General features: G+C 77.6%; 9 protein-coding genes. 8 read left to right on the top strand and 1 reads right to left on the bottom strand.

Annotated features, from left to right (window positions below):
* Positions 1-3: 3 nt before the first annotated feature.
* From ACFWDO_RS07830 to ACFWDO_RS07795, 8 genes are all read left to right on the top strand, one after another.
* On the top strand, positions 4-2574 hold the full coding sequence (locus ACFWDO_RS07830; protein WP_380317248.1) for a hypothetical protein: 2571 nt from the start codon (positions 4-6) through the stop codon (positions 2572-2574).
* Positions 2571-5045 (top strand): baseplate J/gp47 family protein, encoded by a 2475-nt coding sequence (locus ACFWDO_RS07825; RefSeq protein ID WP_380317251.1) that lies wholly within the window; start codon positions 2571-2573, stop codon positions 5043-5045. The genes ACFWDO_RS07830 and ACFWDO_RS07825 overlap by 4 nt, the downstream gene beginning before the upstream one ends.
* Positions 5042-7354, top strand: a complete 2313-nt coding sequence (locus ACFWDO_RS07820) for a hypothetical protein (RefSeq protein WP_380317254.1) — start codon at positions 5042-5044, stop codon at positions 7352-7354. The genes ACFWDO_RS07825 and ACFWDO_RS07820 overlap by 4 nt, the downstream gene beginning before the upstream one ends.
* A 2-nt stretch (positions 7355-7356) precedes the next feature.
* Entirely contained in the window at positions 7357-10398 is a 3042-nt protein-coding gene (locus ACFWDO_RS07815; protein ID WP_380317257.1) for a DUF6519 domain-containing protein, read from the top strand.
* 5 nt (positions 10399-10403) lie between these two features.
* A complete protein-coding gene (locus ACFWDO_RS07810; RefSeq protein WP_380317260.1) occupies positions 10404-11447 on the top strand; it encodes a DUF4157 domain-containing protein in 1044 nt (347 codons plus the stop codon).
* Positions 11444-11791 carry a hypothetical protein gene (locus ACFWDO_RS07805; protein ID WP_380317262.1) on the top strand — a complete coding sequence of 116 codons (348 nt, stop codon included), beginning with the start codon at positions 11444-11446 and terminating at the stop codon, positions 11789-11791. Before ACFWDO_RS07810 ends, ACFWDO_RS07805 begins: the two co-directional genes overlap by 4 nt.
* Complete coding sequence (locus ACFWDO_RS07800; RefSeq protein WP_380317265.1) at positions 11788-12960, top strand: DUF4157 domain-containing protein; 1173 nt, start codon at positions 11788-11790, stop codon at positions 12958-12960. The genes ACFWDO_RS07805 and ACFWDO_RS07800 overlap by 4 nt, the downstream gene beginning before the upstream one ends.
* 71 nt (positions 12961-13031) lie before the next feature.
* Positions 13032-14789 carry a DUF4157 domain-containing protein gene (locus tag ACFWDO_RS07795; protein WP_380317268.1) on the top strand — a complete coding sequence of 586 codons (1758 nt, stop codon included), beginning with the start codon at positions 13032-13034 and terminating at the stop codon, positions 14787-14789.
* A 38-nt stretch (positions 14790-14827) separates the two neighbouring features.
* On the opposite strand, the gene ACFWDO_RS07790 is transcribed toward ACFWDO_RS07795, so the two are convergent.
* On the bottom strand, positions 14828-15725 hold an 898-nt coding region (locus tag ACFWDO_RS07790; protein ID WP_380346881.1), incomplete at its 5' end, for an ATP-binding protein.

Below are 15725 nucleotides of genomic sequence, written 5' to 3'. Positions count from 1 at the left end.
GCCGTGACCGGCGAGGGCGGGCTGCTGACGGCCGCGGTCGACCTGGAGGCGCGGCGCGCGCTGCTGCGGGGCCGAGCGGGCGTCGACGGGATCGACGTCGTCGAGGTGCTCTCCAACCACCGCGGGTCGCCGGGCCACGTCGCCGGGGCGCCCGAGCAGCGCACCCTCCTGGTCCGCCTCGTCAACGGCCCCGTGCCGGGCAGCTGGGGCGCGGCGCACGTGACTGTGACGGGCGGCGTGCGCGTCGACCCGGCCCTCAACCCCGTGGGCGTCTCGTGGGCCTTCCCCGCCGCGCGGGTGGTGGGCACGGGCACGGAGCCCGCCGCGCCCGACGCCGACGTCCCCGGCGTCATCGCGGCCGACCGCACCCTCGTCGACCGGGCGCTGCGCGCCCCGGGCGGCCTCCCCGACGACGACGCCCGCCGCCGCACCCTCGTGGTGCGCACGACCTCCTCGGGCGACTGGTCCACCTACCGGGTACGGCTCGTCGACCCCGGCGACCCGGCCGGGGCCGCCGCCCCCGCCGGCGTCGACGCCGCCCTGGCCGACGCGCCGTTCACGTTCACCGTGGACTGCCCCACCGATCTCGACTGCGCGCCCTCCCCCGGAGGCGCCCCGCAGCCGGAGGACCTGCTGCCCGGGGACTACCTCGCGCGTGACTACGAGGCCCTGCGCACCCGGCTCCTGGACCGGCTCACCACCCTCCTGCCCGGCTGGGGCGACACCAACCCGGCCGACCCGGCCGTCATGCTCGTCGAGCTGTTCGCGGCCGTCGGCGACCGCCTCGCCGCCTGGCAGGACGCCGTCGCCGTCGAGGCCTACCTCGGCACCGCGCGCCGCCGCACCTCGGTGCGCCGGCACGCGCGTCTGCTCGGCTACACCGTCCACGAGGGCTGCGCCGCCCGCGCACTGCTGGCCGTCACCACCCCGACCGCGGCCGACGTCCCGGTCCCGCGCGGGACACCCGTGTGCGACCTGCCCCCCGCGGTCCCGGCAGGCTCGCCGCTGGAGGCGGCCGACGCCGGCGCCACCGTGTTCGAGACCGCGCAGGACCTCGTCGCCACGCGCTCGCGCAACGCCCTGCCCCTGCACGCCTGGGGCGACGCCGACCACTGCCTGCCCGCCGGCAGCACCGCCGCCTTCGTCGCCACGGCGGTCGGCGAGGACCCGGGACTCGCGGCGGGCGACCTGCTGGTCCTCGCGGAGCAACCCGCGGGCGGGAGCCCCGCCGGCGGCCCGCCCGACCGGCGCTACGCCGTGCGCCTGGTGCGCGACGCGCGGCGCCACCTCGACGCCGTGGCGGGGCGGTCGGTGTGGGAGCTCGCGTGGTCGCCGGCCGACGCCCTGCCCGGCCCGCTCACGGTCCGCGAGGGCGACCCCGACGCGGTCCGCGCGGTCGCCCTCGCCAACGTCGTCGTCGCCGACCACGGGGCGAGCGTGCGCGCCGACCCGCTCGTGCCGCCCACGGCCCCGGCGGCGCCCGCACAGGGCGCCTACCGTCCGCGGCTGCGGCGCCCGGGCCTCGCGTTCGTCGACCCGCGGCTGCCGGCGTCGGCCTCGGCTGCCGCCCTGGCCCACCCGGACCCGACCCGCGCCGCGGCCGCCCTCACGCTGTGGGACGGGCTGCGGGAGTGGACCCCGCGGCCCGACCTGGTCGGCAGCGGGCGGCTCGACGCGCACGTCGTCGTCGAGCCGGAGCAGGGCGGGGTGGCGCGGCTGCGGTTCGGCGACGGGACGAACGGCCGGCGGCCCGCCCCCGCCTCCGCCGTGGTCGCCTCCTACCGGCTGGGCGGGGGCACGGCGGGCCACGTGTCCGCGGACAGGCTGGTCCGCGTCCTTCCGCCGGCCGACCCCCGCCGCGCGATCCCGGGCGACGCGCCCGCGGTCTGGAACCCGCTGCCGTCCGCGGGCGGCGAGGACCCCGAGGACCTCGAACGGGTGCGCCAGCTCGCCCCGGCGGCGTTCCGACGGCAGCTGCGCGCGGTCACCTCGCCCGACTACGCCGCCGTCGCCGAGCTGGACCCGGGCACGCAGCGTGCCGTGGCGCGGCGCCGCTGGACGGGCTCCTGGTACGCCCAGGAGGTCACGCTCGACCCGGTGGCCCGTGCGGACGACGTCGCCCTGCGCGCCGACGTCACGGCCGTGCTCGAGGTGCGCCGCATGGCGGGCGTCGACGTGGAGCTCGAGCGTCCCGTGCACGTGCCGCTGGAGATCGTGCTGACGGGCTGCGCCGAGGCGGGGCACCTGCGCGAGGACGTCGAGCTGCGCCTGCGCGACGTGTTCTCCTCCGCGGTCCGGCCCGACGGCCGCCCGGGGTTCTTCCACCCCGACCGGTTCACGTTCGGGCAGTCGCTGCGGCTGTCGGACGTCGTGGCCGCCGCCATGACGGTCGACGGGCTGGCGTGGGTGGAGCTCGAACGGTTCTCGAGGGCCGGCGCCACCGACGCGCAGGCCGCCGCGGACCTGGCCGCCGGCGTCGTGCGCGCCGCCCCGCGCGAGCTGCTGCGCTGCGACAGCGACCCCGACGACCCCGAGGCCGGCCACGTCGTCGTGCGCGTGGGGGGTGGGTCATGAGCTGCGCCTGCGACGCCGGCACCGGCGACGCGTGCCCCTGCGACGGCGGTGGCGTCGGCGTCGAGAACCCGCCCGGCCAGCACGCGCTGCACTGGCGGGTCGCCCCGCACGGGGCCGCGCTGGCCCGGATGCGGCAGGCCCTGCCCGCGCTGGGCCCCGACGACCCCGCGAGCGCCCTGCTCGACACGTGGGCCGTGGTCACCGACGTCGTCTCGTTCTACACCGAGCGGATCGCCCAGGAGGGGTTCCTGCGCACCGCGACCGAGCCGCTCTCGGTGCGCGAGCTCGCACGCACGCTGGGCTACGAGCTGCGTCCGGGCGTGGCGGCGCGGGCCGACCTCGCCTTCGACGTCGAGACGGCGGCCGGCGCGCCCGAGACGGTGCTCGTCCCCGCCGGGACGCCCGTGCAGACGGTGCCCGCCCCGGGCGCCCTCCCGCAGACCTTCGAGACCGCGGCACCGCTGGAGGCGCACCGGGGGTGGAACGCCGTGCCGGCCGTCGCCACCGAGCCGCAGACCTTCGGCTTCCGGACCAGTGAGGTGTGGCTGCACACCGTCACCCCGGGCGTCCGGGTGGACGACCGGCTCCTGGTCGTCGGCGACGAGCGGGCCGGCCTCGGCGCCTCCGACCCGCACGGCGACCCCACCGAGACGTGGGACTTCCGCCGGGTGGTCGCCGTCGACGTCTCCCCGGCGTTCCGCGACGGCTGGACCCGGCTCACCCTGGACCGCCGGATCGGGTACCGCGAGGGCCGGGAGCTGGCGGCGCGGCAGCACCCGCGGGTCCACCGGATGGCGCAGCGCCTCAGCCTGTTCGGTCACCACGCCCCCGACCCGCGGATGTTCAGCGCGCAGTCCCGGCCCCCCGGGGTGCCCGACGCCGCCGAGTGGAGCGACTTCGACGTCACATCGGCCGGCGAGCGCGTCGTCGAGCTCGACGGCGACCACCCCGAGGTGGTCGCCGGGTCGTGGGTCGTGCTGGAGCAGCTCGGCGCGGTGGAGGCCTACCAGGTCACGGACGTCACGCCCGACGGCGCCACGCGGTACGGCCTGTCGGGGCGGCTCACGCGGCTGCGCCTCGACGTCCCGCACGGGCTGGAGCAGTTCGGCCGGCGACGGGCCGCCGTGCACGCCGTCTCCGAGGACCTGCACGCCGACCTCATGCCGCGGGCCGGGCTCGTCGGGGACGTGCCCGGCGGCACCCCGACGGTGCTGGACGTCGCGGGCACCGCCCCGCCGCTGCCCGCGGGCCGCCTCGTCGCCGTCACCGGCCGGTCCGAGGACGGCACCCCCGCCGTGGAGACCGTCACCGTCACCGCGGTCACGCCGCAGGCCGACGGCACCCAGCGCCTCGTCCTCGACCCGCCCCTGGCCCACGCGTACCACCCGGGCACCGTGACGGTCCGGGCCAACCTGGCGCCCGCCACCCACGGCGAGACCGTGCAGCAGGTGCTCGGCAGCGGCGACGGCCGCGTCGCGTTCCCGCGCTTCGCGCTGCGGCGCCCGCCGCTGACCTACGTGCGCTCCACGACCACCGCCACCGGCGCCGTCGCGGCGCTCGAGGTCCGCGTCGAGGGCGTCGCGTGGCGCGAGGTGCCGACCCTCGACGACGCCGGCCCGCACGACCAGGCGTACGTCGTGCGGCAGGACGCCGACGGCGGCACCGAGGTCGTGTTCGGCGACGGCGTCCACGGTTCGCGCCTGCCCACCGGCGTCGAGAACGTGCGCGCCACCTACCGGGTCGGCATCGGACCCGACGGCGCCGCGGCCCCGGGGCAGGTGTCGCTGCCCGTGCGCCGGCCGCGCGGCATCGCGCAGGTCGCGAACCTCGCCGACGCCCGCGACTGGGCCGGCCCCGAGGACCTGGAGCAGGCGCGGGCCAACGCGCCGCAGCGCATCCGCACGCTCGACCGGGCGGTGTCGGTGGCCGACCACGAGGACTTCGCGCGCGGCTACTCCGGGGTGGGGCGGGCCCGCGCCGACCTGGTCTGGGACGGGCGGGTCGAGACCGTGGTCGTGTCCGTCCTGGCGGCCGACGGCGGCCCCGCCTCGACCGGCCTGGTCGCCGACCTGCGCGCGACCCTCGACGGCGCCCGCGAGACGCGGGCGCCGCGGCTCGTCCTGGCGGGCGAGGTGGTCGACGCCGTCGCGCGGGTCGAGGTGGACGTCGACCCGCGGCACGAGCCCGACGACGTCCGCGCCGCCGTCGAGGCCGCGCTGCGCGCCCGGCTCGGCGCGCTCGAGCTGGGCGCCCCGCTCGCCGCGTCGGCGGTGCTGGTGGTCGTCGCGGCCGTCCCCGGGGTGGCCTCCGCGACGATGCCGGTGCTCGCGGTGCCGCCGCCCGGGCCCGCGCTGCCGGGCTCCGACGACGCGCTGCTCGTGACCGCCGCCGCGCGCTGGGACGCCGCGACCCGGGCCGTGCTCCCCGCCCAGGCGCTGCGCCTGACGCCCGACGTGGGGGTGCGGCCGTGACCGTCGACGACGCCCGGCGCGACGAGCGCACCGCCTACCTCGCGTCGCTCCTGCCCGCCCACGTGATGGAGCGCGACGCCGAGAGCGGCGGGCTCCTACGGCGGCTGCTCGGCGCCGCCGCGGGCGAGCTCGCCCTCGTCGAGGACGACCTCGAGCGGCTGTACGAGTCCTGGTTCGTGGAGACCGCGCCGGAGTGGGTCGTGCCGTACCTGGCCGACCTCGTGGGTCTGGTGGGCCTGCCGGGCGACCTGGGCACCGGCTCGGGGGCGGGCGTCAGCCGGCGCGGCGTCGTGGCGAACACGGTCGCGTACCGGCAGCGCAAGGGCACCGTCGCCGTGCTGGAGCAGGTGGTGCGCGACGTCACGGGGTGGCCCGCCCGGGCCGTGGAGCACTACCGCCTGCTCACCACGACGACGCACGTCAACCACCCCCGCCCCGAGCGACCGGCGACCGGCTCGGTGCGGCACGCGGCCCTCGCGGAGCTGGAGTCCCCGGCCCTGGCCGGCGCGGCGCTGACGCGGTTCACGCACACGGGCGAGGTGCGGCACGTCTCCCCCGGACCCACCGGGGGGCGCGGCCGCTACGGCATCCCGCACGTCGGGGTGCACGCGTTCTCCACCCAGGTGAGCGAGGTGCGCGGCGCGCCGGCGCGACGGGTCGGCGACGCCTGGCTCACGCACCCGCTCGACCGGCCCGCCCCGTGGTTCGCCGCGCCGGCCGCGGAGGACTCCATCGAGCACCTGGCCGCCGAGGCGGACCTGCCCGTGCCGCTGCGCCCGCGCCGCCTGCTGGCGCTCCTCGCGGACGCGCGCGCCGCGTGGTCCGCGGGGACACCGGTCGAGGAGCTGATGCCGGTGCCGGTGGCGGTCCGCGTGGACGACGACCCGGACCCGCTGCCGCCGTACCGGGTGCGCGTGTGCGGGCTGGAGGACCTCGCCACGGTCGGCGCGGCCACCCCGGACGACCTCGGCGACGACGACCCGGCCCAGGTGCTCGGCGGCTGGCAGGTCATGGTCGACCCGGTCGCGGGGGCCCTCCGGCCGTACCGGGACGGCGTCCCCTACGACCCCACCGCGCACGGCGCGCACGCCTTCCACGTCGACCATGCCGCGGGCGCGGTGGCCGACCTGGGAGCGGGCACCTACGACCGGTCGGCGGCGCACGAGGCCGCCCGCGACGACGACCCGTTCGCCGCCACCGGCGGGCGGCGCGACCGGTACGACGCCCAGGCCCGGGTTCCGGGCGGGCCCGGCGCGCCCGCCGTCGTCACGATCGCCGACGGCGTCGCCGCCGTGGCCGCGGGCTGGGCCGCGGACGCGGCGGCCCGGCCGGGCGGCACCCGGGTGGTCTCCGTCGCGGACGGCGAGGACCACCCCGGCGACGTGGTCCTCGAGGTGCCGCCGGACTCGCGGCTCGTCCTCGTCGCGGCCGAGTGGGCCGCACGGCCCCTGCTGAACGGCGACGTCGCCGCGCCCGTCCCCGGCGTCTACACGGCGGAGGGCCTGCGCCCGCGCGTCGTCGGCGACGTCGTGGTGACCGGAGGCACGGGCAGCGCGCTGCTCCTGGACGGCCTGGTCGTGATCGGCGACGTCCGCGTCGAGGCGGGCGCGCTCGCGTCGCTCACCGTCAGCCAGTGCACCGTGGCAGGGCGCGTCGTCGTCGCCGGGGACGACGACCCCGCCGACGACCCCGCCGACGACCCCGCCGACACCGACCGCGCGAACCGCGCCCTGCGCGTGACCGTGCGGCGCAGCCTGCTCGGCGGCATCGAGCTGGCCGGCACCGTGCCGGCGCTCGACGTCACGGACAGCGTGGTCGACCCCCGGCTCACGACGGCCGGCGGCGGCCCCGTCGACCCCGCCGCGCCCGCCGTCGCCGCCGAGGGCTCGCACGCCCGGCTCGCGGGGTCCACGCTGTTCGGCCCCGTGGGGTGCCGCGTCCTGGAGGTGACGTCGAGCCTGTGCGACGGCGTCGTGACCGTGGTGGACCGTCAGCACGGGTGCGCCCGGTTCTCCTACCTCGGGCCGGGCTCGCGCGCGCCGCGCAGGTTCCGGTGCGTCCCCGAGTCCGACGCCGCGAGCGGCGCCCCCGTCGTCGGCGCACCGTCGTACGTGTCCCTCGACCCCGCGTCGCCCGCCTACCCCGCGCTCGCGTCGACCGTGCCCGCCGCGATCCGTCGCGGCGGCGAGGGCGGGGCCGAGATGGGCGCCCACCACCACCTGCGCCGTCCCCTGCGGACGGACGCGGCCCGCCGCCTCGTCGCGCCGTACCTGCCGGCAGGCATGCAGATCGGGATGTTCGGGAGCTGACCATGCACGCAGACCTCACCCGCTGGACCTTCGACCCGACGCAGGGCTACCGCTCGGTGCTGATGCAGCAGGGCCGCGTGCTGCTGGACGCCGAGTGGAACGAGCAGGCCGCGATCGCCGCGCACCACGACGAGGCGCGCACCGCCGACGTCGTCGGGTCGTCCGGCGGCCCCGCCCCGCTGGACGGCGGCCCGGGACCGTTCGCCGTCGTGGACGCCGGCACCGGCCTGCCGCCGGTGGACGCGGCCTGGGCGGACCTGGTCGTGACCGCGGGGCGGTACACGGTGGACGGCGCGCTCGTGGAGTCGGCGGCGTCGGCGCCGCTGGCGGACCAGCCGTTCCTGGAGGTGCCGGAACCCGCCGTCGGGCGCTGGGCGGCGTACCTGGACGTGTCCGACCGGCTCGTCACCGCCGACGAGCGCCCCGCGCTGCTGGAGTCCGCCCTCGGCGGCCCCGACACCGCCTTCCGGACGCAGACCGTGTGGCAGGTGCGGCTCGCGGCGACCGGCGCGGACCAGGTCTGCTCGGACGTGGCGGGCGCCGGCTCCCGCACGCCGCGCACGATGCGGGTGCGCCTCCAGGAGGCCGCGGCGTCCGACGACCCGTGCTCGATCACCGCCGGCGGCGGGTACACGCGACTGGAGAACCAGCTCTACCGGGTCCAGGTGCACGACGTCGCCGGGGCGGTCGCCCGGTTCCTGTGGTCGCGGGAGAACGGCTCGGTGGTGGTGGGCCTCGTGCGCCTCGAGGACTCCCCCGTCACCGGGACGCTCGGCCTCCTCACCGTCGACCGCACGGGCCGGGACGACGAGCTGTCGATCGGCCAGGGCAGCTGGGTCGAGGTCACCGGCCCCGAGCGCCAGGTGCGGGGCCTGCCCGGGTGGGTCGGCCAGGTGACGCAGGTGGCCGACCGGGAGCTGCACGTCACCTGGCCCGAGGGGCACCCCGCGTCCCTGGCCGACGTCGGGGCGACCCCGCTGGTGCGGCGCTGGGAGGCGCCACCGCGGGCGCTGTCCACGGCGTTCGCCGCGCTGGAGGGCGGCATCGAGGTGGCGTTCCCCGCCGGCGGCGAGCCCGCCGTCGGCGACTTCTGGCTGGTGCCCGCCCGCACCTCCCGCCTCGCCTACGGCGTGGTGGCCACCCGGGGCACCCTCGAGTGGCCCTGGTCGGCCGCCGGCGCGACGGCGCTGCCCCCGCTGGGGCCCGTGCACCGCACGGCGCCGCTCGCCGTGCTCGACCGCACGGCCGCCGGCTGGACCCTGGTGGGCGACTGCCGGCACCTGTTCCCGCCCCTGACCGGGCTGGTCACGATCGACCTCGTCGGCGGCGACGGGCAGGAGGCGATGCCGGGCACGGAGCTGCCCCAGCCGGTGCGGGTGGTGGTGCGCAACGGCGGCCTGCCGGTCGCGGGCGCCGAGGTGTTCTTCTCCGCGCCCGACGGCGGGCTGCTGCGCAACCCCGACGACCCGGTGCCGAACGCCTCCAACGTCTCCGTGCGCACCGACGCCGACGGCGTCGCCGACGTCTTCTGGACCCTGTTCATGGCCGCGGGCGCGCCCACCACGCAGACCCTCGTCGCGCACCGGCTGGACGACCACGGCGCCGAGACCGACGTCGACGTGGTCACGACGGCGCGGCTGTCGGTCGCGAGCCAGGTGGCGTGGTCGCCGGCGTGCGCGGGGTTCGCCGACGCCCCGACCGTGCAGGACGCGCTCGCCCGGCTCGCCACGACGCCGTCGTTGGCGCTGCTCGGGGGCGACGGCCAGGAGGTCGCCGCGGCGGGCCGGACGGTGCCGCGCCTCGTGCGGGTGGCGACGGACAGCCCGTGCGGTCCCGGCGAGGGAGCAAAGGTCGTCGCGACCGCGACCGACGGCGCGCTCGTCCTCCCGCTGCCCGACGGCTCCCCGGTCCCCGCGACCCTCGCCGGGGTGGCGGGCGCGGGCACCGAGGCAGTCGCGGCGGCCGACGCGGCGGGAGTCGCCGCCTTCGCGTGGCAGCCCGCGTTCGACGACTCGGGCAGCGACGTGCTCGCCGTCGCGCTCCCGGACTCCGACGAGGCGACGGTCCAGGTCACCGCGCAGCTCGACCCGCCCGGGACGCGGACGGCGGGGATCCACGTGAAGCAGGTCCGGTTCTTCTCGGGCCGCGAGCTGGTCAACGACGAGGTGTACGGCTTCGACGAGCTCGGCGGGAACTTCCCCGGCATCGCCGTCGGGCTCGACGCCCCCGTGGACCAGTCGAGCGTGCAGGGCAAGCCGGTGGTGCGGCTGCTGCTGGAGCTGCCCTGGCCGGTGGGCCAGGAGTCCGCGCCCTTCGGGGGCGGCACCAGCGTGTGGGCGCGCCGCACTATCGAGATCGTCGGGCAGACCAACGCCGACGGACCGCTGATCATCTGGTCCCCCGGCCGCCCGGGCGACGACCTCCCGCTCGACGCCGTTCTCAAGAACGTGATCACCACCCTGCGCCGGCTCCCGCCGCACACGCTGTTCGAGCCCGCGATGCCGCTGCGGATGCGGTTCCAGATCGACGGCTGGGCCGTGGTGGGCGACCGGCGCGAGGGGCTGGAGTCGCTGCACCTCAACGGCCACACGGACACCGTCCTGGACGACGAGGGCCGCACCCGGCTCGTGCTCCCCAGCACCGACGAGGTGACGGGCGGTCGGTTCGAGACGTGGTTCTGGTTCACCGACGACGCCGGCGCCCGGCCCGTCCGCCCGGACTTCGGCGGCCGCCTCGACCTGACGCACTTCGACCCCGCCGTGGCGGACGTGCTGCGCCCGATGCTTGAGGTGCCCGTGATCACGCGCCCGCCCGTCGGCCCGGTCCCACCCGTCGGCCCGGTGGCCCCGCTGCCCCTCGACGACCTGCCAGGCCGCACCCTCGGCTTCGTCGAGCGCCGCGCCACCGACGCGGGCGTGACGCTCGACGTCGTCGAAGAGGCCGCCGACGCGCGCCGCAACACCGTGCTCGGCACCGAGCTGCTCGCCGACGGCGTGCTGCGCGTGCGCGTCTCGCGCGGCGCAGCGGGGAACCCGGAGGGGTGAGCGCGATGCCGGTGTCCACACGTCGTGCTCCCGACCCGGGGCGGGAACGCCGCGACCGGGAGGCGTCGGAGCGCGCCGCCGACGCCGACGCCCGCCGGGCCGTCGGGACGGACGCGACGGTCGGGACGGACGCGACGGTCGGGAAGGTCGGGACGGTCGGCACTGCCGCGACGATCCGGGAGCTCGGCGCGGCCATGGGGCACGACTTCTCCCGCGTCCGGCTGCACGACGACGCGACCGCCCACGCGGTGACCGGCCGTCTGGGCGCTGAGGCGGTGACCGTCGGGAACGACGTGCTCTTTGCGCCGGGCCGGCGCGGTTCACCCGGCGGGCGGGCCCTGCTCGCGCACGAGCTCGCCCACGTGCGGCAGCAGTCGCGCACCGGCCCGCGGGTCCAGGCCAAGCTCGTCGCGACGGGCTCGGCGCAGGACTTCGTCGACATGGTCAACCGGATCGTCACGGTGCAGCACCGGGTCCAGGTCTCGGCGTCCGGCGAGGTCTCGATCGTCGACACGGACGTCCCGGGGCCCCCGACGCGGAGCCAGACGGAGCTGCTCGCCCGGCTCCGCTCGATGATCGCCGACTCGGCCACCACGACGGTCGACTTCATCCACGGCGACACGTCACGACGCGCCGGGGACGCGAGCGTGGTCGTGGGCTCCTACGACCTGGCCCGGGTCGATCTCGACGACGTGACCAGCTTCGGCTTCGACCCGGCGGAGGCCCGCACGGGTGACAGCGCCGCCACGCAGCTCGTCCACGAGCTGACCGAGCAGCAGCGTCGGCAGGTGCACGGCGAGGCGTTCGCCCAGGCCCACCGGACCGCGTACGCCGCCCAGGAGCAGCAGCTTGGCGCGAGGATGGTGAGCGAGACACCCATGACGCCGGGTCAGGGGACGTCGGCCAGCGTCACCACCACCTACCGGTACCCCGACGGGCGAGAGGTCGACGTCGTCACGACCTTCGACACCTCGAACGGCCGGATCACGAACGTCCAGCGGGTCGTCCGCCCGCCGGCGACCAGGAGACGACCGGGGAGGACGCGATGAACGCCCTGCCGACGAACGACGCCGTCTCCTGGTCCGGCACGAGGTTCGGCCTGCTGCCGGCCGTCGACGTCTCGGAGACCCTCGACGAGGCGACGCTGCTCGACCTCCTGGACGACCCGGACCGGTTCGTCCTCGCGCACGTGCTCCTCACCCTGCGGTCGGGCGTCTCCTACTCCGCGCTGGAGGGCGGCTACAACGGCCTCGCCGTCGACCTCCGGCCCGACGGCGAGGTGGAGGTCGCGCCGGGCCAGGGCCCCGCCCTGCGTCGCCGGTGGGTGGCGTGGGCCGCCTCCCGGCCGCGTCCGGGCACGCTCCCCCCGGACCCCGGGGCGGACGCACCATGACCCGCACCACCACAGCCCGGGCTCCGCGCCAGGCCTCGGCCCCGACGCCCGCCGCCCCGCTGCCCCTGCCGGCGCGCCGGGAGATGGAGGCCGCGTTCGGCCACGACTTCTCCGCCGTCCGCGTGCACACCGACGAGCGTCCCGGGGCGCTCGGCGCCCGCGCCCTGACCGAGGGCAGCGACATCCACGTCGCGCCCGGGGCGTACGCGCCGGGGAGCGCCGAGGGGCGCCGCCTCCTCGCGCACGAGCTGGCGCACGTGGTGCAGCAGGCCGGCCGCGCGCCGTCGGGCACGGCGGCGGACCGCTCCGGCGAGCACGCCGCGCACGAGGCGGCGGACCGTGTCGTCGCCGGAGGACGGGTGCGGGTGGCCGGGCGGGCGGCGACGGGCCCGCAGCCCGACGACGGCGCCACCCCGCCCTCGGCGTCGACGGCGGACGACCCCGTCGGCGTCATCACCGGCGGGCTCAGGACCGTCAGCGGCGAGCTGGCGAAGAACGAGAAGGTGAAGAAGGAGCTCGTCGAGCCGGTGACCCGGGCCGTCGGGGGCCGCGCCACGCGCGAGTGGGGCTCGCTCGGCGGGGGTGAGAAGGCCGGGCTCGTCGGGTTCGGCGTGGGCACCGTCGGGCTCGGCGCGGGCGCCCTGCTCAGCGATCCCGGCGGGCGCCGCGTGCTCGCGGGCGTGAACCTCGCCGCGCCGCTCGGGCTCCTGCCCTACGCCACCCTCACCACCTTCAGCTACTCGATGCCCAGCGGCGCCGCGGGCGGACCGCAGCTCTGGACGTTCCGGACAGGCTTCGACCTCACGGACGTGCTGCGGCTCGGCGGCGACCTGCTCGGCTGGAAGGGCCTGAGCCTCACCGCCGACCTGACCTGGGACTACGACCCCGCGACCCGGTCCCTGACGCTCGCCGGCGGCACGGGAAGGCTCGGCCTGGTGCCCGGCCTCAGCGTGTCGGGAGGGACCTATCCGTCCCTGCTCCCCGCGCCCCGGCTCTTCCCCACCGACGCGGGCCCCGGCCAGCAGAAGCAGTCCCTGCCGGAGGGGCCGAAGGCGCCGGGCGCGCCCGACGTGCGGGTCATGGTGACGTTCGACCTCGTGGCGTTCGCGCGGTCCGGCACCGTGCCGGGGCTCGCGGAGGCGTTCGGCGTCGCGAAGCGGAAGAAGTGACCGTGGCGGCGGCGCGGCACGAGCGGGAGCCCGTCGAAGGTCCGCGCGCCGAAGGACCGCGGGCCGGAGGCATGCGCGTCGCCGGTGCGGGCGGGCCCGCGGCCGAGGGACAGCGGCTCCCCGCGGCCACCGCGGACTGGTTCGGTGCGCGGTTCGGTCACGACTTCAGCGCGGTCCGCGTGCTCGGGGACGACCGGGCCGCGAGCTCGGCCGCCGCGCTCGACGCGCACGCGTGGACCCACGGCGACACGATCCGGTTCGCCCGCGGCGCGTACGCACCCGGCACCGCCGAGGGCCGGCGCCTGATCGCCCACGAGCTGGCCCACGTCGTGCAGCAGCGGACCGGTTCGCCGCTGGACGACGCCGCGGCCGAGGCCGAGGCGCGACGGGCGGAGACCCGTCCCGGCGCCTTGCACGCGGGCACCGGCCGGCGCCGCCCTCGGGTGCAGCGCAGCCCGGTCCGGGCGATCCGCACCCCCGAGACCGACGACCTGGTGCAGCACCTCGTCGACGAACGGGACCCGGCCACCCTCGAGCAGCGGCTTGCGGAGGCGAAGGCCGGCAAGCGTCCGGTGCTCACCTTCCCGGTGCGGACCACCCGCTTCGGCGCCGCCCCGCTGACAGCGCGCCGCAGCGGCGAGGACGTCCACGTGAAGATCCCGGTCCATGTCTTCTCCAACCAGGACTTCCGGGCCCAGACCCGCACGCTCCCCGTGTCCGCGTTCGTGGGGGGCATGACCGTGCCGCGGTGGGCGGTGGTCAAGGTCGTCCTCTACGAGAACCCCTGGTACGCCCCGAACATCACCGGCTCGACCGACTGGGACACGAAGACCGAGATCTACCTCCCCGCGGAGGCCCTCCTCGAGATCTCCGACGTGATCACGAAGGCCACGCTGATCAACATCGGCGCGACCGTGATCGAGGGGCTGTCCCTGAGCCCCACGGGCATGGCCGTGCACAGCGCCCTCTCCCAGGCCATCGGCCGGGCGGCCCGCAACGCCCTCGCCGCGGCCATGATCAGCGCCGCGAAGGCGGCGCCGACCGCCCTCGCCGGCGTCGCGAGCCGCGCCACCACCACCGTGGTCGTCAACGCGGCGACCGAGGCGGTCGAGCGACAGGTGGTGAGCCAGGCGACGACCCAGGCGGTCCGGGAAGAGGTCACGAGCCAGGCCACGCAGGCCGTGACCCGGACCGTCGCATCCACCACGACCGAGGCGGCCCAGCGGGCGTCGACCGCCCCCTTGGCCTCGGCGGCCGCATCCGTCGCGGCCACCGAGACCGCCGGGCAGGCCGCACGCCAGAGCATCGCCGGCGCGACCGAGATCCAGGTCTCCGCCCGTGCCTTCGAGCACATCATGTCCCAGACGTTCCCCTCCCAGGCCCTGCACCCGGTGCTCTCGGTCGTCGACGGGATCGGGACCCGCGCCGCGGCGGCGGTCGTCACGGACGCGCGGTTCCTCGCCGCGGTGAACAGCGGCAACTGGGCGCTGGCCGGCACGCTCTTCCACGCGGCGGCGGCCCGTGAGGCCCGCGCCCTGGCGCCCGGCGCGCTGCCCCTCGGCTGGTCCGTGGCCCCCGAGTACACGATCCAGAGCGGCCTGGGCGGTTCGCGGGCGGATCTCCTGTTCTCGGGTCCCGCGAACGTCTTCCTGGAGGTCGACTGGAAGACGACCGGCCGCAGCGCCCTGTCCTCGGGCGCCCGGTCGGAGATGCAGCGGCACGCCGGACAGATCACGGCGCACCTCGGCCCGGGGCTCGCGACGCAGGAGTCGCGGAGCTGGGTCGACTACGTCCGGTCCCTCCTGCCCGGGGTCCGCTGGCCACGCTGACGTTCCCGGCGGAGTCGCACCCGCCGGCGGCACGCCGGTCATCGCACGCGTGCGCCCGCCACCCGCCCCGTCTTCGCCAGCTCCCACCGCACGGCGCGGTCGAGGTGGTCGGCGGTGAGCACGCCGCCGTCGTCGGCGGCGAGGTAGGCGGCCTGCAGCGCGGCGGCGGCGATGGCGCCGCCAGACAGGTCGGCGGCCGCGAGGGCCGTGGTCGACACGTCCGCACGGGGCAGCGCGGGCGGCAGGCTCTGCTCCCACATGCGCTCGCGCGCGGCGCGGTCGGGATAGGGGAAGTCGACGACGACGGCGAGGCGCCGCGTGAAGGCGGGGTCGAGGGCGCTGCGCGCGTTGGTGGTGAGGATCGCGAGGCCGCCGAACGCCTCGAGCCGCTGCAGCAGGTAGCCGACCTCGACGTTCGCGTACCGGTCGTGGCTGTCCTTGACCTCCGAGCGGCGGCCGAACAGGGCGTCCGCCTCGTCGAACAGGAGCACCATGCCGCCGTCCTCGGCCGCGTCGAAGAGCCGGGCGAGACGCTTCTCGGTCTCACCCAGGTACTTGTCGACCACCTGGGAGAGATCCACGTGCACGAGGTCCAGGTCGAGGTCGTGGGCGATCACCTCGGCGGCGAAGGTCTTGCCGGTGCCGCTGTCGCCGGCGAACAGGGCGGTGGTACCGCGGCCGCGGTCGGAGCGGGCGCCGAACCCCCACGCGTCGAGCACGGTGGTGCGGTGGCGGACGGCGGCGGCGAGCGCGCGCAGCTGGTCGGTCTGCCGGGCGGGCAGCACCAGCTCGTCCCAGCCGGCCCGGGCGGTGCGCACCCGCGCGAGCGCGCCGACGTCGGCGCGGGGCCGGCGGCGGCAGGCGGCCCACAGGTCGGCGCCGGCGGCCACGTCCGCGGCGGCGGCGTCGACGTCGGGCAGGGCGAGGTCGAACGCG

Origin of the sequence: Isoptericola sp. NPDC060185 (assembly GCF_042728595.1) — a bacterium.
Lineage (GTDB): Bacteria > Actinomycetota > Actinomycetes > Actinomycetales > Cellulomonadaceae > Isoptericola.
This window is presented reverse-complemented; position numbering and strand designations above follow the sequence as displayed.